Annotated in this window: 14 protein-coding genes; 6 read left to right on the plus strand and 8 right to left on the minus strand. The window is 42.3% G+C overall.

Annotation, left to right across the window (positions count from 1 at the left end; genetic code table 11):
- Positions 1–35 precede the first annotated feature (35 nt).
- Complete coding sequence (locus tag CHB71_RS09085; RefSeq protein ID WP_089356601.1) at positions 36–2963, plus strand: CHAT domain-containing protein; 2928 nt, start codon at positions 36–38, stop codon at positions 2961–2963.
- 139 nt (positions 2964–3102) lie between these two features.
- On the opposite strand, the gene CHB71_RS09090 is transcribed toward CHB71_RS09085, so the two are convergent.
- Positions 3103–4200: a fatty acid desaturase family protein gene (locus CHB71_RS09090; RefSeq protein ID WP_089356602.1), complete on the minus strand. Its 1098-nt coding sequence runs from the start codon at positions 4198–4200 to the stop codon at positions 3103–3105.
- A 243-nt stretch (positions 4201–4443) separates the two neighbouring features.
- On the opposite strand from CHB71_RS09090, the gene CHB71_RS09095 reads away from it, so the two are divergent.
- Positions 4444–7695: a WD40/YVTN/BNR-like repeat-containing protein gene (locus tag CHB71_RS09095; protein ID WP_089356603.1), complete on the plus strand. Its 3252-nt coding sequence runs from the start codon at positions 4444–4446 to the stop codon at positions 7693–7695.
- Positions 7696–7779: 84 nt separating this feature from the next.
- On the opposite strand, the gene CHB71_RS09100 is transcribed toward CHB71_RS09095, so the two are convergent.
- From CHB71_RS09100 to CHB71_RS09115, 4 genes are read right to left on the minus strand one after another with little or no spacing between them, the layout of a single operon-like run.
- Complete coding sequence (locus CHB71_RS09100; protein ID WP_089356604.1) at positions 7780–8745, minus strand: aminodeoxychorismate synthase component I; 966 nt, start codon at positions 8743–8745, stop codon at positions 7780–7782.
- Positions 8729–9040, minus strand: coding sequence for a DUF6787 family protein (locus CHB71_RS09105; RefSeq protein WP_221406696.1), 312 nt, complete (start codon positions 9038–9040; stop codon positions 8729–8731). The genes CHB71_RS09100 and CHB71_RS09105 overlap by 17 nt, the downstream gene beginning before the upstream one ends.
- A complete protein-coding gene (locus CHB71_RS09110; protein ID WP_089356605.1) occupies positions 9027–9710 on the minus strand; it encodes an RluA family pseudouridine synthase in 684 nt (227 codons plus the stop codon). Before CHB71_RS09110 ends, CHB71_RS09105 begins: the two co-directional genes overlap by 14 nt.
- Before the next feature lie 23 nt (positions 9711–9733).
- Positions 9734–11314 (minus strand): peptide chain release factor 3, encoded by a 1581-nt coding sequence (locus CHB71_RS09115; RefSeq protein WP_089356606.1) that lies wholly within the window; start codon positions 11312–11314, stop codon positions 9734–9736.
- Between the two features lie 114 nt (positions 11315–11428).
- Between CHB71_RS09115 and CHB71_RS09120 the strand changes: the two genes are divergently transcribed.
- Together CHB71_RS09120 and CHB71_RS09125 are read left to right on the plus strand one after the other, a co-directional pair.
- The gene (locus CHB71_RS09120; RefSeq protein WP_089356986.1) at positions 11429–13033 is read left to right on the plus strand and encodes a class I SAM-dependent methyltransferase; all 1605 of its coding nucleotides are present in this window, start codon (positions 11429–11431) and stop codon (positions 13031–13033) included.
- The gene (locus CHB71_RS09125; RefSeq protein WP_089356607.1) at positions 13033–13227 is read left to right on the plus strand and encodes a hypothetical protein; all 195 of its coding nucleotides are present in this window, start codon (positions 13033–13035) and stop codon (positions 13225–13227) included. The genes CHB71_RS09120 and CHB71_RS09125 overlap by 1 nt, the downstream gene beginning before the upstream one ends.
- A 33-nt stretch (positions 13228–13260) precedes the next feature.
- Here the strand turns inward: CHB71_RS09125 and CHB71_RS09130 are convergent, their stop codons facing one another.
- Positions 13261–16473, minus strand: a complete 3213-nt coding sequence (locus tag CHB71_RS09130; protein ID WP_089356987.1) for a TonB-dependent receptor — start codon at positions 16471–16473, stop codon at positions 13261–13263.
- Between the two features lie 496 nt (positions 16474–16969).
- On the opposite strand from CHB71_RS09130, the gene dnaK reads away from it, so the two are divergent.
- On the plus strand, positions 16970–18889 hold the full coding sequence (gene dnaK / locus CHB71_RS09135) for a molecular chaperone DnaK (protein WP_089356608.1): 1920 nt from the start codon (positions 16970–16972) through the stop codon (positions 18887–18889).
- 631 nt (positions 18890–19520) lie between these two features.
- On the plus strand, positions 19521–20633 hold the full coding sequence (locus tag CHB71_RS09145; protein ID WP_179213362.1) for a THUMP domain-containing class I SAM-dependent RNA methyltransferase: 1113 nt from the start codon (positions 19521–19523) through the stop codon (positions 20631–20633).
- Between the two features lie 116 nt (positions 20634–20749).
- Here the strand turns inward: CHB71_RS09145 and CHB71_RS09150 are convergent, their stop codons facing one another.
- Entirely contained in the window at positions 20750–21244 is a 495-nt protein-coding gene (locus tag CHB71_RS09150) for a phosphoglycerate mutase family protein (RefSeq protein ID WP_089356611.1), read from the minus strand.
- A gap of 81 nt (positions 21245–21325) precedes the next feature.
- On the minus strand, positions 21326–23443 hold the full coding sequence (locus CHB71_RS09155) for a M3 family metallopeptidase (protein ID WP_089356612.1): 2118 nt from the start codon (positions 23441–23443) through the stop codon (positions 21326–21328).
- Positions 23444–23454: the final 11 nt, after the last annotated feature.

Raw genomic sequence — 23454 nt, forward strand, 5'->3', positions numbered from 1 at the left:
AAATTCTAACTTTATATTAAAATCTTCCTAATGTCATGAATCGAATCCAAATCTTACTCATTTTTTCTCTCATTTCATTTTCAACCTATAGTCAGGGATTTTTAAAGAAGCTTAAAGAAGCCGTTGAAGATCAGGTCGAAGATGCTGATGCTGGATCGCTGATAAACAAGGATGACCGAATGTCGGGTTTTAGAAACCAGCAGCTGGTTAAAGATACATCCAACTACAACTATATTTTTTCGCAAGGGAATCGGGCCTCATTTTTTGCCAATAGAGAAGGTAAAGAAAGCTTGCTGTTGACGATTGCCAAAAATTATGAAGACGAGGAGGAAGGTATTGATGCCGTAGAGTTGGAATTATATGAGCAGGCATTTGATTTAAATCGAAGTGGAGAAATGTCCATTTATATTAACCCCTGGGCAGCAAACCTCAATTTTCTGGAAGCACTTGGTCTTATGACCAGTCAATTTGCATATTCCGAAGCTCTTTTGGATTCTGCATTTGAAATCACTGATCTTGTGGACATTGACACACTCAATATTCCGGAGAAATATGCCCTTGGAAAGACGATTGCAAATATTTCCATTCTGATCCATGCAGAAGGCAAATACAACCTGTCAGAAGATTTCATCAATGAAACAATTAAATATTTTAAAGAGCACATTGGAGAGAACAGTATAGCGTTGGCTTCTTTAAACAACAACCATGCGGTAATCGCTCAATCTCAAGGACGGTATACGGAAGCCGAAAACTATTTCAATGAGGCCGAAGAGATTATCAAAATGAATGATCGTGTGGGGTCGCTATCTCATGCGATTATCACCAGCAACAGAGCCTTGCTTTACAATGAAATAGGTCAGTATGAAGAAGCAAAAGCTGCCATTCAGCGCGCAATGGAAATGGCTTCTGGGGAAATTAGAGAGCGTGGTAGAGACAATGTCAGCTTTCAAATCAATCAAGGATTGATCTATTATAGCGCAGGTGAATATGAACAAGCGGAGCAGGTCTTTCGTGAAATTATTGAGCTAAAAGAAAAGCGTTTTGCCAAAAATCAAACAGATGTTGGTAACGTGAAAAACTATCTTGCCGCTACGCTAATGGAGTCAGGAAAGCCTGCTGAGGTTCCTGAATTATTGAACGATGCGCTAAGAATCTTTGAAAAGAAATATTCAACTGACCATCCTGCATACATAAAGACAAAGCATAATTTGGGAAGGTATTATCTCGCCTCAGGGGATTATCAAAATGCGTCGAGTACGCTTTCAGATGTAAACAAAACGTATGAATCTTTCTTTGGAGATCAGCATCCGGATTATCTAAGCTCACTTGAGGATCTTGCAGTAGTTGCCTGGAAACTTGAGGATTATGCTGTAGCCAAATCACGATTTGAGAAGGTTATAAACTCAAACCTGGCACTGGTGGAGAAGTATTTTGGTGCTATGAGTGAGTATGAAAAGGGACAATACTGGGCTAAGGTTCGTCCCTCTATCTTAAAGTTTTACGCCTATGCGGTGGATCAGGGTGATGCCGACCCAACTTTACTAACAGACATGTATAATCTGCACCTTAAGACGAAAGGTATTTTATTAAGCGCTTCTTCCAAAGTACGTGAGCAAATACTTTCCAGTGACAATGAGGAGCTAAAAAATACATATAGCGAATGGGTAGAAACCAAGGAAAGTCTGCTTGTTTATTACTCTTATTCGAAATCTCAATTGCAAGAGCAACAGATTGACTTAGCTGCCGAGGAAGCAAAGGCTAATCAGTTAGAAAAGGAACTGAACAGACTTTCATCAACTTTTGCACAATCCAATAAGCTACCTTCAACCACTCTTGCCGATGTAAAAACTAAGCTTGGCGCCAAAGATGCTGCAATCGAGATCATTGGGTATCCGGCCTTCGAAAACACTTTTACAGACGAAAAGAAATATGCCTTTCTTATAGCGGACCTTAGCTCAGCTAACCCTAAGCTGGTCGTCATTGATGATGGACAAGAGCTGGATACTAAATATGCCAAGGCATACCTTAATATGGTAAAAGTGAAGGCTAAGGATCGAATCACATATGACAAGTTTTGGAAGCCTGTGGACGAAGTACTGATGGGCAAGGAAGATGTACACCTTTCATTGGATGGTGTTTATTTCCAGGTAAATATTGGTGGGCTGCAACGCCAGGATGGTTCATTTGTGTCTGATGCGCTTGATTTACATTTATACACAAGCACCCGTGATTTAGTAAAGCCTAAAAAAGATGGGTTTGCATCAAAGAAAGCAAGCTTTATCGGCTATCCGGACTTTGGTGCGAAAGGATTGCTGGCACCACTGCCAGGAACAAAAGCGGAAATAGATGCCGCCAGTCAAATAACAAAATCAAGAGGTTTTTCAACGGATGTATTTATGCAAAATCAGGCCACTGAAGAACAGTTCAAGAAAATCTCATCGCCATCACTTTTGCATGTAGCTACTCATGGATTCTTCCTTCCGGAAAGTCAGACTTCTGGTGAGAAGGTCTTTGGCGTGGAAGTGAGTGAAGCAAAAGATAATCCATTATTGCGATCCGGACTGATGCTAGCAAACGCAGAACAAACAATGACAGAGGCTACTCAGGGCACTGAGGTAAACACGACTAATAATGGCGTTTTGACAGCTTATGAGGTCATTACTTTGGATTTGAAGAATACAGATTTGGTTGTTCTAAGTGCTTGTGAAACGGGCCTTGGAGAAATAAAATCTGGAGAGGGTGTTTATGGACTGCAACGTGCGTTTCAGGTAGCAGGTGCTGAATCTGTGATTATGAGTCTGTGGAAAGTAAGCGATGAAGCCACTATGCAGCTGATGACCAATTTCTATAAAGAGTGGATGGGTGGTAAGCCTAAAGAAGAGGCTTTTTTCACTGCACAAAAAAAGCTCAGAGAATCATTCCCTGAGCCCTATTATTGGGGTGCTTTTGTAATGCTTAATTAGAAAATCCCCTCCCTGGAGGGGGGTGGGTCGTGAATTTAATTTTTATTCAAAATGACTGATTTGTTTACCCACCTCTTCCTCCTCCCAAGAGGAGACTGTTGGCGTCATTTTGAAACAAGTGTGGGATCTAATTAATATATTATGCCACCTGCACCTTCAAATCCTTCGCGCTCCCCATCTCTTTCATATGTTTGAAATGACTGGCAATGGCTGCTCCGAAAGAAGGAAAAGCATAATATGGTAAGTTGAATTCTTTTACCGTTTGCTGTACCAATTTAGATACCGCCGGATAATGCACATGGCAAATGTCAGGGAAAAGGTGATGCTCGATCTGAAAATTAAGCCCACCTAAAAACCAGGACAGCACTTTGTCATCCATTCCATAGTTGCAAGTGGTTTTAAGCTGATGAGCGACCCAGCTATGTTTGATGTACTCTGACTCTTCCTCAAAAAACTCAGCTGGCTCGACAACATGGGCCGTTTGAAAAATTAAGGCAAGCATAATTCCAGTGATGCAATGCGATGCAAATATCATGAGTATTGTAATCCAGGCAGGAACTGGGATTAGAATCACTGGAATCACCAGGAATACAACCCAGTAGAATACCTTTCTGAGTATCGTCTTAGTCAGTTCCATTGGGAAGTCCTTCTTCTTGATCAATCCCATTCTTCTGTAATCAAAAACCTTAATAAAATCCTTTGTAGTCACCCATTCTAACAGAGGGACACAGTAAAAGATTGGTGCGTAAATATGCTGGAATCTATGGAACCACTTATGTGGCTGATTGGTAGAGTATCTGAAAACAAATCTTGGTAGGATGTCTTCATCTGTTTCCTCAATGTTGGTATAGGTGTGATGAAGCACATTGTGTTGAATATGCCAAATTAGCTTGTCTGCCCCCACAATTGTTGCAGAATGGGTCATCAGCTTATTCAACGTTTTATTCTTAAAATACGACCCATGAATAGAGTCATGCATGATGGTAGTGCCTATAAATGCTTTTCCGATTCCCATTAGTAGCCATAAACCAGCCAGGAGGTAGTAATTAACAAATCCTCCCAAAATCAAGAAGAAATAAGGAACCAAATACATTGATAAAACGGTGATGGTCTTAATGATCATCTTGCTGTTTGCATCCCGCTGAATCTTATTATCCTGAAAATAGGCATTTACTCGCGTACGTAGTGCTGCAGCAAACTCCCTATCTAATTTATTTTCGAATTTGTACCTAATCATCCTTTCTTAGATCAATTTCAACCAAACACCCTAATAATGGAATGTGTTCAATTAAAGCGCAAATTTACCAAGAAATAGCTGATTCTTAATGGGATACGTCGGAAGATTATAGCAGTCAAACGAGAATTTCATACACATTAAGGGGTGTAGACCATTCTAAAAATTCTAATACCGCCCATCCATATCAATTGCACCCTATTTCAATTTTGTTCTAACTTTAGAAGAAACCTTAACCTTTCTATAATGAAACGATTATCATCACTTTTATTCCTTACTTTCTTTTTAGGAGTTGTTTTTTCAACTGATGCGCAAAGAAGATCAAGTAACTCGGATAGTAAACCACTCGATTCAGAGCTTTTCAACAACCTGAAATTCAGAAATATCGGACCGGCATTTATGTCGGGACGTATAGCTGACATAGCCATTGATCCAACTAATGAGAATGTATGGTATGTAGCTGTGGGCTCTGGAGGTGTTTGGAAAACAAACAACGCAGGTACCACTTTTGAGCCAATATTTGATGATCAATCGGTTTACTCGACTGGCTGTGTCACCATCGATCCAAATAATCCATACACAATATGGATAGGAACAGGCGAGAATGTGGGCGGCCGACATGCCGGTTTTGGCGATGGTATTTATCGTAGTACAGACGGTGGTGAGAGCTGGACCAACATGGGTCTGAAAAATTCAGAACACATTTCCAAGATCATTGTCCACCCTGACAATTCAGATGTAATCATGGTAGCTTCTCAAGGTCCGCTTTGGAGTCCTGGTGGAGATCGAGGATTCTTTAAATCAACTGATGGAGGAAAGACATGGAAAAAAACATTAGGCGATGATCAATACACCGGGGTAACGGACATGGTGTTTGATCCAAGAAATCCGGATCGGGTATATGCAGTTACCTGGGAGCACCACAGAACCATAGCCGCCTGGATGGGCGGTGGTGAAAAATCCCGCTTATATGTTAGCGATGACGCTGGAGATACCTGGACACAATTGAAAACAGGTTTACCGGAAGGAAAATGGGGAAAAACCGGTCTTGCCATTTCACCAATCAACCCAGATGTATTGTACGCGGCAATTGAGCTCAATCGTACGAAAGGTGGAGTTTGGCGTTCCGACAATCGTGGAGGAAGCTGGACAAAAATGTCCGATGCTGTTGCAGGTGCAACCGGACCACACTACTACCAGGAAATTTATGCATCACCGCACAAGTTCGATCGTTTGTACATGATGAATAATACCTTGATGAAATCAGAAGATGGAGGGAAGACATTTGAAAATATGGATGAGACAGCCAAGCATGGTGACAATCATTCGATCACCTTCAAAATGTCTGACCCAAATTACCTTCTTGTCGGGACTGATGGAGGAGTGTATGAGAGCTTCGACTTGGGAGGAAGTTGGAGATACATGGAAAATCTTCCGCTCACGCAATTTTACAAAGTTGCTGTGGATGATGCGGAACCTTTCTATAATGTATATGGAGGCACGCAGGATAACAGTACACAAGGAGGCCCATCACGAACTGACAATCATCATGGCATTCGAAATGCCGATTGGAAAGTGGTATTGAACTGGGATGGTCACCAGCCTGCTACAGAGCCGGGCAATCCTGATATCATGTATGGTCAGCGACAGCAAGGAACGCTATCAAGGATCGACTTAAAAACCGGCGAGGTGACCGATGTAATGCCACAACCTGGTGAAGATGAAGATTTTGAACGGTATAATTGGGATGCACCTATTTTGGTTTCCCCTCATGATCCGGCGACCATATATCATGGTTCACAAAGACTGTGGAAATCAACTAACCGCGGAGATAGCTGGACTTCACTTTCAGGGGATTTAACCAGGGATCAGGAACGACTGACGCTTCCGATCATGGGTCGCACCCAAAGCTGGGATTCGCCTTGGGATGTAGGTGCAATGTCCAATTTTAATACCATTACATCCATCGCCGTTTCTCCGCAAAATGAGCAAGTGATATTTATCGGTACAGATGACGGATTGATTCAGGTTACTGAGAATGAAGGTCAGAGTTGGAGAAAGATTGAGGTGAGTGCCACTGGAGTTCCGGCTCGCAGCTATGTGAATGATGTGAAAGCAGATCTATTTGATGAAAGCACATTGTATGTTGCTTTAGACAATCATAAAGAAGGTGATTATCGACCTTATCTGGTGAAGAGTACAGATAAAGGAGCCACCTGGACACGCATCGAAAATGGGTTGGGTGATAAGAACCTGGTGTGGCGAATTGTACAGGATCATGTCAATAAAGATTTGCTGTTTGCGGCAACTGAGTTTGGTGTGTATTTCACAGTAGATGGAGGAGGTAGCTGGACGGAACTGAACGGTGGCATTCCGACCATTTCATTTAGAGATCTGGCGATACAGCGAAGAGAAAATGATCTGGTAGCCGCATCATTTGGTAGAGGTTTTTACATTTTGGATGATTATTCTGCCTTAAGAAATGTGAGTAAAAATCAAATAGCTCAGGAAGCTACCTTATTCGAGCCCCGCAAAGCGTGGTGGTATATTCAGCGATCTGTATTGGATTTTGATGACAAAAGAGGTTCACAAGGATCTCAGCTTTATGTAGCTCCAAACCCTGATTTCGGGGCGGTATTTACCTATTACTTAAAAGATGGCTACAAAAGTCTGGAAGAAGAAAGGCAAGCCAATGAAAAGGGTAATTCAGGAAACATACCTTTTCCGGGATGGGATGCACTTGATGATGAAACCAGAGAAATGGGCCCGTTTGTATACCTGGAGATTAAAGACCAATCAGGCAAGGTGGTAAATCGTGTGAAGGCATCCAACAAAAAGGGTTTTAACCGTGTAGCATGGAATCTTCGGGTTGGAACGACAAAAGCGGTTGATTTAGAGGGGGATTTTGGAAACGTAAACGGGTTGTTATGCGCTCCAGGGACTTACACCGCTACACTAAATAAGTATGAACGAGGAGCGTTTAGTCAGATTGCCGGACCTGTGAATGTTGAAGTCGAGCCATTGTCAGAAGGAACATTGGATGGAAGCCCAATGAACGAAGTGGTTGCTTTTTGGAGAGAATACGAGAATCTAGGTAGAGACGTAAGCAAACTAGGCATACAGCTGTCTAAAACGAGGAAAATGGCAGATATGCTTTTCAAGGCCGCTGGTCATGCAAATGTTGGTAGTGAAATACTTACCGAGGTTGCTACTCTCCAAAGTGAATTAGGGAAGCTGGACACTGAACTTAATGGCAATCCAGCGAAAAACCAGATAGGTGAAAGGAGTAAACCAACCATCGGATCAAGATTATTTGCATTGAACAGAGGGATAACTACATCGACTTACGGTCCGACAGAAACACATAAAGAAACGATGAGGATTATAAAGGATCAATGGGCGAATATGATGGCCAGGTTAGAAACTCAGCGAATCAAAGCACAAAGTATTGCTGATAAAGTGGTAGAGGCTGGTGGTTCATGGGTAGAGGGAAGATAGTACTTATAATGTCATTGCGAGTGACTAAGGAGCGGAGCAATCTTTAAAATGAGACTGCTTCGCTTTGCTCGCAGTGACGTTTTATTAAATAGCCAAATACACCTTATCCACCATCTCCTGGTATTCTTTTTCAGCTTCACTAAATGAAGTTATACCTCCGCCGCTACAGAAAATGAGTTGATCTTTTTCTTTCTTAATGAAGCGGATCATCACTCCTGTGTCTAATGACTCACCATCAAAATGACCGCAGATCCCAGTGTAGAAATTACGCTGGTAAGATTCCACTTGCTGAATGATTTTGATGGTTTCGGGTTTAGGTGCTCCCGAGATTGAACCTGCCGGAAGAAGTTTCGAAAGGATGGTTCCCAGATTTCCTCTCCAGTTGTTAGCTAAAGTACCTTTCACCTCGGAACTCACCTGCAAAAGCTTTTTGTCGTTGGTGACCAACTCGTCAATGTATCGGAATTTGGTTACTTCTACTTTTTCAGACACCTGACTCAGGTCATTCCGGATGAGGTCCACGATGGTCACATGCTCTGCTGTTTCCTTGATGTCATTTAGGATTACCTCCTCAGCATTTGGTATAATCGCATCAATAGTTCCTTTCATTGGGTAGGAGTAGATGTGATTTCCATTAATTCTGACAAAAGTCTCCGGTGAGAACACCACAAACTGATTGGGAACATGAAGCTTGTACTTCGCTTGTGAATATTGGAAGATTTCTTCCAGACTCAGGTTGGTTTTAATCAGGGTTTCAAAAGTTAGGTTAGTGAGGAAAGAATTTCCTATGTTGATCTGATGAATGATCTGGTTGAACGATTGTTTGAATCCCTCCAGGCTTATTGGTTTTTTCTTAAATGTCAACGGCTTTCCGTCGACTGTCGACTGTTGACCTTTAGAAAAATCCGAATCTATCTCCAGTTTAAAATTCTGCTTTTCAGAAGGCTCGATACACCACTTGTCGCCCAAAAAATCACAATAAAAAGAAAACGGCTGGCCAGCCGCTCCAAGCTCATTTAGCCTCGATATCGCCTCATTCTTTGTCAGCATTCACTTTTATACCAAATCTCTTAAGCATCTTTTGCTCATACTTCCAGAAGAAGTCAAATTGACGAAAAAGGAAACCGTAGCAAAGAAGGATTACATTGTAAATAGGCAGGATCAGCACCCAGTATGAAATCTGAAACCAAAGGGGTTTAACACCATCTTCAAAAAGTAATTGGATCAGCGGCTTCTTTATCAAAACGACGGTTGTACCTGTGCAGGCAAAAACGAGCATGATAATTACAAACTGCCAGTTGCTTTCCAGTCCCCACTTATTTTTTAATTTTTCAATCCAGCTCATTGATAAACGCCTGAAAATCCGGCCATTTTGGTTTAGAAATAACTTTTATTGGTTCTTTTTTTATCGGATGCTCAAACTCCAGTTTGTATGCATACAGGTCAATACTCTTATCCTGATTTGCTTTTGAAAACCCATATTTCACATCGCCCCGAATGGATGTCTTATTCTCTCGCATTTGGATACGAATCTGGTGCGGCCTTCCTGTTTCAGGTGTGATCTCTAGCAAGGAAATTTTACTGTGAGTGGCCAGCATACGATAGGAAAGAATCGCTTCTTTGGCATTTCCCTTTGGTTTGCCGTGCGCGTGCGCTTTATTTTTTTCAAAATCCTTGTCCAGCCAGTGTCTTAATGTATGTTCAGGGTTTTTTGGCACCCCATCTACAATCGCCAAGTAGGTTTTCGTGATTGTGCGTTCTCTGAACAGCTTATTCATGCGCTCCAATCCTTTGGATGTACGAGCAAACACCACCAATCCACCAACCGGGCGATCCAGTCGGTGACAGGGTTGACAAAACACGTTCCCCGGCTTATTATATTTTTTTCGAATGTATTCGGTAGCCCAACCAGTAAGTGTGCCATCACCGGTCTCATCTCCCTGCACTAGCCATCCGACAGGCTTCTCCACGATTAGGAGGTGATTGTCTTCGTATTTGACGATTGGTTTGTTCATATCAAATCCAGCATTCTTGCTGGTTAAAACTCACTTATAAAATGAAACTCAATGTCAGGAAAATTATCCTGAACCATCTGCAACCAGGCTTTTGATTCTGCCATGAAAACCAACTTGCCCTCTTTGTCTTTGGCAATGTGTCGTTGCTTGTCTTTAATAAAGGCGTCTAGTTTAGCGCGCTCTTTTGAGCTGATCCAGCACGCTTTATAAATGTTGACAGGCTCGAATTTAGCATTGGCACCATATTCATTGAGAAGCCTGTGCTGCAATACTTCAAACTGTAGCGCACCTACTGTACCTACCACTTTTCTTGAGCCAAGCTCGAAAGTAAAAAGCTGAGCAAGACCCTCATCCATCAGCTGATTCAATCCTTTGTCTAATTGCTTGGATTTCATTGCGTCCATGTTGATTACTTCACGGAACATCTCAGGAGAGAACGATGGTATTCCTTTGTATAATCCTTTTTCGCCTTCACTTAAGGTATCACCGATCTTTAGATTTCCCGTGTCATATAATCCGACAATATCTCCGGGAAAAGCTTCTTCCACCGTTTCCTTTTGCTGAGCCATAAAGGCGGTGGCATTAGAGAATCGAATTTTCTTATCATCTCTCACGTGATAGTAATTGCTGCCACGTTCAAATTTTCCTGAACACACACGCACGAATGCAATTCGGTTACGGTGCTTAGGGTCCATGTTTGCGTGAATCTTGAAGATGAATCCGGAGAATTTCTTTTCTTCAGGACTGATTTCACGCTCTTCAGTTTCTCTGGATTTAGGTGGAGGGGCGATTTGGGTGAAGCAATCCAGCAATTCCCGTACACCAAAATTGTTTACGGCACTGCCGAAGAAAACCGGAGCAACTTCTCCTTTTAGATATGTTTCAGCATTGAATTCATCGTAAACGCCATTCACCAACTCGATCTCTTCGCGCAGTTCTTTCACCAAACCTTCAGGTAATCTTTTATCCAATTCCGGATCATCGACTCCTTTAATCTCAACCACATCGTCCACTCGCTTCTGCTTGTTCGGCTCGTACAGGTTGAGGTTGTTTTCATAGATATTATAAACACCCCTCAGTGATTTCCCCATACCGATCGGCCAACTCATGGGGCGTACTTTTATGCCTAGTTTTTCTTCAATTTCATCCAGGAGCGTGAAAGCATCTTGTCCTTCACGGTCTAGCTTATTGATAAAGCAAATCACCGGTGTATTCCGCATCCGGCAAACCTCCATAAGTTTTTCCGTTTGCTCTTCCACGCCTTTCACACAGTCAATCACCATAATTACACTATCCACTGCAGTGAGTGTACGATAGGTATCTTCTGCAAAATCTTTGTGACCCGGAGTATCCAGGATGTTGATCTTCAACTCCTTGTATTCGAATCCCATTACGGATGTTGCTACCGAAATACCTCTTTGTTTTTCAATATCCATCCAGTCAGAACGGGTACCTATGTCAATTTTGTTAGACTTCACAGCTCCGGCGGTTTGGATAGCCCCACCGAAAAGAAGAAGCTTTTCCGTTAGGGTTGTTTTACCCGCATCGGGGTGGGCAATGATCCCAAAAGTTCTACGTCTGCCTATTTCCTGCTCCAGCGTCATAATGATCAAATTGAGGCGCAAAATTAGGCAATAGCAGGGAGCATCTAATATTCCGTAAAAAGAATGATGGGTAGCCGAAAGATTAGCGATAAATTTCAGTCAGAAATTTCAAACATGAACTCAATTAAGAAAAGAAATGCAGCATACAGGAGTGAGCTTTTCAGACATCTGGATGGAATAGCTATCGCACCTGTAGCCTATGAACTATATGCAAAAGGAATCTTTAATCACATTCTCAAAACAGGAAAAACTGATTTAGGCGATTTAGTTTCTTTATTTAAAGCAAACCCAGGGTACTTGAATGTTGGCTTGCGCTTATTGGCAACTCAAGGTTGGTTGGAATATGATGTAGACAATGAGTCGGGCCAAATCACGGTGGGAATTAATGATAAAAGTGAGTTTGCCTTTGCAAACTTTAGTCACTATAAAGATGTGGTAGACCTCATGAAGTTTTCAGAAGGTTATCACCCGCGAAGATTTGAAAAAGAGCCATATGAGGTTTGGGAACGAATTGCCAGGAAATTTAAGGCAGGGTATTTTCAGCTTTCAGAAAATGAACAGGAAAAGGAAATTCAGGGGCAAATACTGAAGCACATCGAGGGGGTGTTGGTTGGGCCAAGTACTGTACAGTTGGGTATGGGTGGCATGTTTCATAAATACTTTATGGAAATGTCATTTAGTCCAGCGGAGTATCATAAGGACCCTGAGAGTTTCGAACAAATCCTTGATTTCTTTAGCTTTCTTGGATGGTTTGAAAAGAAAAAGAACACCTACAAATTCACCGAGAAGGGTTTGTTCTTCGCGAAAAGATCAGCAGCGTATGGTGTCACGGTCTCTTACATCCCCACATTCAGAAAGCTGGATGAACTAATATTTGGTAATCCTGAAATACTAAAAGTCGCAGAGGGAGAGAAGGAAAAAGGAGTAGATCGTGAGATGAATGTATGGGGAAGCGGAGGAGCACATTTAGCCTACTTTGAAAAGGTAGATGACATTATCATTGACCTGTTCAATAAGCCAATCGCTGAGCAGCCAAAAGGAATTTTGGATATGGGTTGTGGAAACGGAGCGTTCCTGATCCACATTTTTGATGTGGTTTTTCATAAAACCAAAAGAGGTAAAATGCTGGAAGAGTATCCGCTATTTCTTGTTGGTGCAGATTATAATGAAGCGGCACTTTCTGTTACAAGAGAAAACCTGATCAATGCGGATGTGTGGGCGAAAGTAATATGGGGAGACATTGGTAATCCGGAAAGGCTAGCATCCGATCTGAAAGAGAATTACGAAATGGAATTAGAGGATCTTTTGAATGTCCGTACGTTCTTGGATCACAACCGAATGTGGGAGGATGTAGATGAGAAAATAAATGAGACAAGCATTTCTACTGGCGCATTTGCCACTAAAGGAAGATTACTAAGTAACAATGAAGTAGAAGCCAACCTAAAAGCGCACTTTAAAAAATGGCAGCCTTATATCCGGAAGTTTGGATTGATTGTCATTGAACTCCATGGACTGGACCCTCAGCTGACTGCAGCAAATCTTGGGTCTACTGCAAGCACCGCTTATGAAGCGACTCATGGATTTTCGGATCAATACATATTAGAGTTGGATAGTTTTGATAAAGTGGTGAAAGAAGCTGGTTTAGTTATTGACGAAGAGCACAGATCCAAATTCCCTAATTCTGAATTAGCTACTGTTAGTATTAACTACTTGAAATAATGAGAAAACCTTTTCGATACGTTCTTTACATCATGGTTGGGTTTCTGATCTATCAGGTCATTGATTCTGGAGAAGCTGGATTCACGCACAAAGAGGTGAAGAATACACTGGTTATTGCTATGATCGCTGTGTTCGTGTTGCTTTTGATTGTTCGCGTGATAAAGCAGCGATATGATGACAATGAGAAAGAATAAAAAAAGCGGGCTATATAGCCCGCTTCAGCGATTTTAAAAACTGTACCTCAGTCCGAATTGAACTTGCCACCTGGAAAGTAATCCAGTATCCGGGGTAAAGGTTTCTCTCAGGTTTGGATCAAAAGTGTAGGTAACATCTCCAGTTGAAGCGTCTGTACTAGCTCCGATAACCTGTGTATTGGTTGGAAACTGTCTCACACCCCAATCAGAGCTTACAAGGTTGCCAACATTTAGAATATCTACACTGAATTGAATCTGATCACCATTATTCAAGTTGTAATCCTGAAGGATTCGCAAATCCCATCTGGAGTACCACGGACTCAATGCAGCATTTCGTCCTGCATATGACCCTCTGTTCTCACTCAAATAATCATCTTGAGCAATATAGGCTTTTAGCGCAGCTTGTTGCTGTGCAGCTGATACTGTTGTGCCATCTACAGGATTAACAGTCGCTGCAAAGTTCATTGCATCAACCTGGCTGTCTGTGGGGATGTAGATCAAGTCATTTCCAAAGCTAAATGCTCCATCATTGTTGATGTCTCCGGCATATGTATAACTAAATCTTCCACCCTGGGCATATTCAAAAAACATGGAAATCGTTGTTCCCCACTTCTCGCTGTAGTTGAAATACTTGTTTAGGTTTCCTACGATTCTATGTTTATTTCCATAAATAGAAGGTGCCAGAACTGTTTGATTCACATCACCAAGAGCCGGATTTCTGTCGAAGGCATCACTGGTAATCTCTGCTTCAATCGAAGTAACATCCTTTGCGTCCAGATAATTATATGCAATGCTGGTGTAAAGTCCGTTTTCCCAGTTTCTTTTTACCTCAAAACTTGCATTAAAACTTCTTCCCTTATCTGTATTTGTGAAAATGTATGCGTTATTAATCTTTTGTCCATTGGTGTAGATTCGTCTATCATCGCCTGGCGCATTTAACGTTCCCTGAGGGCTGCCTCCTAAACCATAATTTCTCACCATCATTGCATTCACATCATTCGTGTAGGCAAGATCAAGAGAAGTGACCCAGCCACCATTGTAATTTTTGTCAACGCCTAAGCTACTTCTCCAAACCTGTGGGAATTTGAAATCCCGGGCTGTCATATTATAAAAGAAACTATTCGGGTTGGCCACCTGATTTCCGATCCATACGAATGGCAAACGACCTGTGAAAAGGCCCGTTCCACCTCTTACTTGTATTTCTTTGTTTCCTTTCACATCCCAGTTAAACCCTACTCTTGGTGACCAAAGTGGGGTTTGTTTTGGTAGTTCTGTGTGATCAAAAGTGACAGGGTTACCATCTTCATCTGTGTATACAATTGAAGGATCGTAGCAACAGCTTCTATCTATATTTTCCTGGATTTTTTCACTTGTGTCAAAGTACAGAGGAAGATCCATCCTCAATCCGATTGTCAGATTTAGTCTGCTGTTTACTGCAAATCGATCCTGTACATAGAAAGCCCATTGCCCCACATTGGTCTCTGCCAATGCCCATGTGTCATTGGCATTGTTGGCATCAAAAACCGATTGTGAGAAATTGGCAATGTTTTCCAATTGACTAATGCCATCCGAATTGTTGGTATTCACAAAGTCCAGAAATGCTTGGACAGATGCAAATCCACCTCCAAATGATCCTCCAGGGTAGTAGTCAACGTTTCCATTGTATGGTGGCGTGACTCCAGGAATTTCAAAAGGTTCATAAACACCAAGGTTGAAAGAGTTATCAAACGAGAATTTCTCAAGGGAAGTACCAATGGTAATGGTATGATCCCCCAGGTACATATCAAAGTTGTTGGTGATCTGAAGCACATCCTGATCAAGGCGGTTGTTGATGGAGAATGGCTCATGCCCTGCTACTATGCCTCTTACTCCAAATTGATTAATATTCACCACAGGAAATGGAGAACTGAATGGCTCTCTGCTATCATCAAATTTTGTGTAGCCAACCTGAAATTTATTGGAGAATTTATTTCCGAAAAGCGACCGAAGTTCAATCAACCCTGAGTGGATGATGTTGTTGATTTGGTAACCGGAGTTTTGAAATTGCAGAGTTGTAGCATCAGGTCCTCTTCTACCAAGTGCGGAAGGGTGTGCTGGCTTTTGTTTGGATGCATCCAAAAAGTTGTAGGTGGCTACCAATGTATGGTTAGAATTGATATTCCAATCAAGCTTGATAATACCTTTATGATTGTTGGTTTCATGAATAAAACCGCTATAAGCGCCTGGATCATAGCCAATAGACCTAAGTGCACTCTGAACGGCGATTAGATCACTTTCGGGTATTCTGGATTCGTTTATGGCCCCAGTTCCAGTGTTTGGAAGAAAGCTGGAGCCCAAATCATCTCTACGTTCTAGTTCTGTATTTATAAAGAAAAACAACTTATCCTTGATTACCGGTCCGCCCAGGCTGAATCCCGTTTGTAGCTGTGTAAGCTCTGGAACAAAGACCTTTTCGCCCTCTACTTTTGATCCTGTCAGAGCATCCGATCTATAGAATCCAAAAACAGTTCCTTTGATATCGTTTGTTCCACTTTTGGTTACCGCATTTACAGACGCACCTGTAAATCCGGATTGGGTTACATCAAAAGGAGCTACAGAAACCTGAATTTGTTCAATGGCATCCAAGGAGATAGGCTGAGCATCTGTTTGCCCGCCGGGCGTTGCTGCATCCAATCCGAACGGATTGTTGAAGATGGATCCATCCAGTGAGAAGTTGTTGTACTGATCGTTTCTGCCCGCAAACGAATTGCCATCTGATGAAGGAGAAAGTCTGTAGATGTCACCAGCAGAACGGGTAATGGTTGGCATTTTTCTGATTTGCTCATTGTCAAATGCTTGCGATTCCCCAGTTCTGTCGCTATTAAAAATGCCGCCTGCCGTGACAACAACATCTGAAAGCTCTGTTGCTTGCTCGCTTAAAGTTGCGTCAATTTCATAATTGGAGCCAAGTTTTAAGAAGATGTTGTCAACCGTAAATGACTCAAATCCAACATATGAAAGTGTAACCTCATAGGGTCCGCCTACTCTTAAGTTTGGTGCTGTAAATCGCCCCGATGCATTTGTGATTGTGCCGGTTTGCGTACCTGTAGGTCTGTGCTTAACAAGGACGGTGACACCAATTAAAGGCTCACCGTCTGAATCTTTTACTTCACCAGTGATTGTTGATGTTGTAACGCCCTGGCCAAAACCCGTTAAAGAAAAACAGGCTAACCCAAGGCAGATTAGTAGTTTGGAATAAAATTTCATTGATGTTGAGGTTTTTGGTTTTATCCGATTTAAATGTTTCAACATACAATTTACTAATTCGGCTTGAGTGTAGCTAATTAAAATATCAGGATGATTAAGAATATGGTATGGTGATTGGGAAGAAGAGGGATGAGCTTTGAAACGTTGCTTCATTACAGCTCCATATCCCCTTGGGAGGCCGACCAGCAGGGTCCCGTAACATGGGAATCTAAATAATTGCCAGGATAGAGATTCCCAAGTCTCGTTCGTTCCTCACTCGCAAGAGAATACGGGAATACGAATAAAATCAGCTCGAAGTGAATACCTGTCCATCTAGACCTGATTTGAAAAGCTGCCAGTTCTCTCCTAAAAATTCGATTCTACTACCATTTTTTCAGGTTTTTATAAAAGGTGACTATGTCACCTCTGCCAATGTGTCACAATTCTTCCTTTGGCACATCCATTGATAATTCATAGGCGAAACTTGAATTAACGAACAAATAGATAAATCATAGTAATGGGAAAAATTATTGGTATCGACTTAGGAACTACCAACTCTTGCGTGTCCGTAATGGAAGGTAATGAGCCGGTAGTAATCCAAAACAGTGAAGGACGAAGAACAACTCCATCAATCGTGGCATTTCTTGACGATGGAAAAGGAGAAAGAAAAGTGGGTGATTCTGCTAAAAGACAGGCTATCACCAATCCTCAGAATACGGTGAGCTCAGTGAAGCGATTCATGGGTAAGAAATATTCCGAAGTAAAAGAAGAAATGAAAAGTGTCTCTTACGGAGTGGAATCCGGTAGTAATGACACTGTGCGAGTGAAGATTGGAGACAGAAAATATACTCCACAGGAGATTTCTGCTATGATCCTTCAGAAAATGAAATCAACTGCTGAAGATTTCCTTGGACAGGAAGTAAAAGAGGCGGTAATTACTGTTCCAGCATACTTCAACGACTCTGAGCGACATGCGACTAAAGAAGCAGGTCAGATTGCAGGACTTGATGTAAAAAGAATCATCAATGAGCCGACAGCTGCAGCATTGGCTTACGGTCTTGACAAAAAAGACAGAGACATGAAAATCGCAGTGTATGACCTTGGTGGTGGTACATTCGATATTTCAATCCTTGAGCTTGGTGAAGGCGTATTTGAAGTGAAGTCAACGAATGGTGATGTTCACCTTGGTGGTGACGACTTTGATGCCGTTATCATCAACTGGTTGGCAGAAGAGTTTAAGAACGATGAGAACATTGATCTAAGAAAAGATCCGATGGCACTTCAGCGATTGAAAGAAGCGGCTGAGAAAGCTAAAATTGAGCTTTCAGGATCTACTGAAACAGAGATCAACCTTCCATACATTATGCCAGTGGATGGTGTGCCTAAGCACTTAGTAAGAAAACTAACCCGATCTAAGTTCGAGCAGCTTGCGGATGACTTGGTTAGAAGATCAATGGATCCGGTAAAAGCTGCATTGAAAGATGCTGGTTTGTCTACTTCGGACATTGACGAAGTGATCCTCGTAGGTGGTTCTACTCGAATCCCTAAGATTCAGGAAGAAGTTGAGAAGTTCTTTGGTAAGAAGCCTTCGAAAGGAGTGAACCCGGATGAGGTTGTAGCGATTGGTGCTGCGATCCAGGGTGGTGTATTGACTGGTGAAGTGAAAGATGTATTGCTTCTTGACGTAACTCCACTTTCTCTTGGTATAGAAACCATGGGTGGTGTAGCTACGAAGTTGATTGAGGCGAACACTACCATCCCGACGAAGAAATCTGAGACCTTTTCTACAGCTGCTGACAACCAGCCATCTGTGGAAATTCACATTACACAGGGTGAGCGACCAATGGCGAAGGACAATAAGTCACTTGGTAAGTTCCACCTGGATGGGATTCCACCGGCACCAAGAGGTGTTCCTCAGATTGAGGTGACATTCGATATTGATGCAAATGGTATCTTGAATGTGAGTGCGAAAGACAAAGGCACTGGCAAAGAGCAGAACATCCGAATCGAGGCATCATCAGGATTGACTGATGAGGAAATCGAAAAGATGAAGCAGGAAGCGGAGGCGAATGCCGAGGCGGATAAGCAAGCCAAAGAGAAGGTTGAGAAAATCAACCAGGCTGACTCATTGATCTTCCAGACTGAGAAGCAGTTGAAAGAGTTTGGCGATAAGCTTTCTGAAGGCAACAAAACTGCCATCGAAGGTGGCCTGACTAAGCTTAAAGAAGCACACGGCAAGCAAGACCTTGCAGCGATCGATGCGGCAATGGAAGAGCTAAACACTGCATGGCAAAATGCATCTCAGGAGATGTACGCTGCGCAGGGTGGTGCTGAAGGCGGACCAGAAGCTGGTGCTCAAGGTGCTGATGGAGATGCTAAAGCTGACGATGAAGTGTCAGATGTTGAGTTTGAAGAGGTAGAGGAGGAGAAGAAGTGATAAGCCGCAAGGTTTAGCTTCAAGTTCCAAGTCTACCCTGGATATAGATTATGCCCCTGATGGTTTCTCGTCAGGGGTTTTTTATTTTTACAGCTTATGGATTGGTTTAAACTCCTAATCGGAATTGCATTTACTCTACTCGGCATTATCCTGCTAATTATTGAGATAAGAGATGGAGGCTATAAAAAATTGAAGAATTGGGGTGATATAATGCTATTGTTTGGCGGAGTATTCAGCCTGATAGCAGGCATATTATATATCATAGAATCCTTATTAGTTTTCAGTGGTTTTCTTTCGCATTTTTTCCATTCGACCGATTCGTCGGACCGCTAAAAACGCTAGCAAAAAAATCTTACGGTCCGCCGCTGCGGTCAAAATCAAATCCCGCCTTCCCACTTTTCAGCCCCGTGATTTTGACGCTCGCTTCTGAAGAAGCGATTAGGAGGGAGGGCAATGACAGAATGGCGAGGGTGCGTTGGGCTTAGCGAGGAAGCTTTCATTCTGTCTAGATTTTTGACGGGTCGCCGTTGCGATTCTTTTCATCAATGGAAAAGAAAGGCCATGCGGCCTGAGCATGAAAGTGTACTTTTGCAGTTCATTCGAAACAAAGGCTCGAAAACTCACAATAGCAATGAAATTAACCATCAAGACACTTTTCGGATTTGAAGATATCCTCGCTAAAGAAGTAGAAGCATTAGGAGGGGAAAAGATTGAAAAAATTACGAGAGGTGTCCAATGTGAGGGCAACCCTGCCTTTTTGTATCGAGCGAATCTTTCCTTGCGAACGGCGATGAAAATTTTGGTTCCGATTTATTCCTTTCGAGCGAAGAATGAAAAGCAGCTCTATGACAAAATGATGGAGTTTGACTGGTCCAATTTTTTGGACGTGGATCAGACCTTTGCCATCGACCCTGTCATCTTTTCAGAAATATTCACACACTCCAAGTTTGTAGGACTGAAAGCCAAGGATGCCATGGTGGATCAGTATCGGAATAAATATAGAAGACGACCTTCCATCGATACCGATAAACCGGATGTGCTTTTCAATTTGCACTGTGCCAATGATTCTTTTACTATCTCAATGGATAGTTCTGGGGCAGCATTGAATCAACGTGGTTATCGTGAGGAGGGTCATAGAGCCCCTATGAATGAAGTGCTTGCGGCTGGTATGGTCATTTTGTCTGGCTGGGATAAGAAGTCACCATTAGTAGACCCAATGTGTGGGAGTGGGACGATATTGACAGAAGCTGCCATGATTGCCATGAATATGGGGCCAAATCTGAAGCGTAAGGAGTTCGGTTTCCGCACCTGGCCCGAATACAGCCCTATCCTTTTCAACAATATAAAGAATGAAGAGCTTGGCAAGATTCGGAAGCCTAGCATGGATTTAATTGGGATTGATATTGACGACAGTGCGGTCACATTAGCTAGAAAGGCCCTGGGAAAAATAGGATTGCGAAGAGAGGTTAAAATCAAGACCATGGACTTTCGTGAGTTCAAGCCAATCAATGATGCTGGGACGATCATAACTAACCCACCTTACGGGGAACGAATTGGAGATGATATTCTTGAGTTTTATAAGACGATGGGCGATGCGTTTAAGCAAAATTTTGTAGGATATGACGCCTGGCTCATTAGTTCTAATAAGCAGGCATTGAAGCAAATTGGGCTCAAGGATTCAGAGCGAATCAAGCTTTACAACGGTAAGTTGGAGTGCGATTTTTGTAAATATGAGTTGTATTGAATTTTAACCACGGAGGTCGCTAAGATTTCACAGAGAACGCTGAGGTTTCTTTTCTAACTCCAAACCCTACTTTGTTTTCTCAGCGTTTTCTCTCCGATATCTCTGTGGTTAAAGATTTAAAACTTCAGCCTCACCAACTTTCCCTCACCAACTTTATCGATCACAATGATCAGTAAGTTTGAATAATCACTATCGTCGAACTGTTCGAATTTTTCCTCACCAAGTAGCGCATTGGCAAGTCCTGGAATGGTATTGGAATGTCCTGAAATGACAATTGTACCACCAGCGTGTTTCTTAACCACTGACTTAAGCCATTCGTCCTTATCGCTGGGTGCATATTCCGTTATCGATAACTCTTGCTGATCCGCAATAGGCTGAAGCGTTTTCTTTGTGCGTGTAAATGGTGTTGCGTATAGCGCAGTAATGTCTTGATTCTTCAGTAAGTCCGCCAGATAGTTTGCACGTTCCATTCCTGCATCATTCAGAGGTGGATTGTCAGTCCCGTCAATTGCCTTTTCTGCATGTCTTACCAGAATGAATGTGGTTTGATTTTGCGCAAAAGTGATAATTGCGAAAGTGAAGAGGAGTATCGTTATCAGGTGCTTTTTCATACGTAGATTTTTAACCACAAATAACAAAAGAAAACCACAGAGTTCTCCGAATTATTTCGGTTCACTCTGTGGTAAATAAGTTTAATTAAATCCTCTTCTTTCAAGAAGTCCTTCAAACTTTGGCTCTCTGCCCCGGAAGTTTACATACATTTCCATTGCATCCCGCGTGCCTCCTTTTGAAAGAATATGCTCCCGATAAGCATTTGCTGTTTCCTTATCGAAGAGTCCATTTTCTTTAAATGCGCCAAATGCATCTGCATCCATTACTTCTGAGTTTAAGTAGCTGTAGTAGCCTGCTGAGTATCCTTCAGGATTTGAGAATGCATGTGAGAAGTAGCCTGTTCGATACCGAGGCACGATCGCATCAATCATCCCGATTTCATCCATCGCTGCTTCTTCAAACTCACCTGCGCCAATAGTTATTGGTTCAGTTACGGTATGGTACGCCATGTCTAAATAGGAAGCTGCCATATACTCTACTGTTCCAAATCCCTGATTAAACTGTCCGGCGTTTTTAATTTTCTCCACCAATTCAGTCGGCATTACTTCTCCAGTTTCATAATGGAATGCATAAAGGGCTAACATTTCCGGTTCAAACACCCAGTTTTCCATAACCTGAGAAGGAAACTCAACAAAATCTCTAGGGGTAGAAGTACCCGAGATCGAAGGGTAGGTACATTCTGAAAGCAGGCCGTGCAGTGCATGCCCAAACTCATGAAAGAGTGTGGTTGCTTCACTTTGAGAAAGCAGGGATGGCGTATCTCCTGTAGGTTTCGTGAAATTACCAACATTCGTCACGATAGGAATAATTTTATTCCCTTCCATATTACTCTGACTTCTGTAGGTATTCATCCATGCTCCACCTCTTTTGCTACTACGATAGAACCAGTCAGACAGGTAGATGCCGATCAGCTCGCCATTTTCGTTTTTCACCGTGTAGGTCCTAACATCATCATGGTATTTTGGGATGTTTGTTTGCTCCTCAAACGTCATCCCAAACAGCTTGTTTGCTAGTATAAATGTGCCATTGATGACATTGTCTACCTTGAGATATGGACGAATCTCATTTTCATCCAGATCGTACTGTTCTTTCTTAATTTTCTCCGCGTAATACCACCAATCCCAAGGCATGATGTCAATGTCAACCCCTTCTTTGGCAGCCATTTCTTTCATTAAATCTCTTTCTTTTTTCGCAGCTTCTAAAGCTGCAGGCCAAACCTTGTCCAGAAGGTTATAAACTTTGTCAGGAGTATCCAGCATTCGTTGGGTGAGGACATAATCGGCCCAGGTAGAGTAACCGAGTAGCTGTGCCTTTTCAAGTCGGACGTTTGCCAATTGACGAGCCAATTCTTTGTTATCATTTTCATCATCGTTATCGCCACGATTGATATACCCTTTCTTTAGCTTCTCACGCAGTTCTCGATTAGTCGAATAGGTAATGAATGGATACAGACTTGGCCTGTGGGTGGTGAAAACATATTTTCCTTTATAGCCTCGCTCTTTTGCGGCCTCAGCACCTGCATTGATCACGCTTTCTGGAAGACCTTCCAGATCACCTTCCTCAAGGACCATCTCAAACTTGTTGGTCTCAGCCAGCACGTTTTCTCCAAAAGCCACTGAGAGCGAGGAAAGCTGACCGTTGAGTTCACGCATTTTTGCCTGCTCTTCTACACTTAATGCAGCACCGGCACGAACAAATCGGGTATTGTAATTATCTAATAGTTTGGCCTGTTCGATGGTAAGATCTAACTCTTCTCTTTGATCAAACAATGCCTTAACTCGTGCATAAAAGTCTGCATTGAGAAAAATATTATCACTGTGAGCTGAAAGTCTGGGACTTATGACTCTTGAAATTCCTTGCAGCGAGTCGTTGGTATGTGCTGAGGTGAGATTGAAAAACACATTGCTCACTTTGTTGAGCAAGTCTCCTGATTTCTCAAAAGCCGTAATCGTGTTTTCAAATGTTGGTTCTTCTTCGTTGCTGGCTATCGCATTCACTTCTTCCAGCTGTTGCGCCATCCCATCTTCGAAGGCCTGCATGTAGTGCTCATCCTTGATTTGATCAAATGGAGGAACACCGTATGGTGTTTGCCATTCCTGATAGAATGGATTTTCTGTTTGCATTTCCGTATTTTCTGATTGTGTTTGGCAACTGAATAGAGCTACAGCCGCAATCACATAAAGCAATTTTTTCATCATTTAGTTTCTTG

The sequence above is a fragment of the Ekhidna lutea genome (assembly GCF_900188325.1).
In the GTDB taxonomy this organism is placed as follows: domain Bacteria; phylum Bacteroidota; class Bacteroidia; order Cytophagales; family Cyclobacteriaceae; genus Ekhidna; species Ekhidna lutea.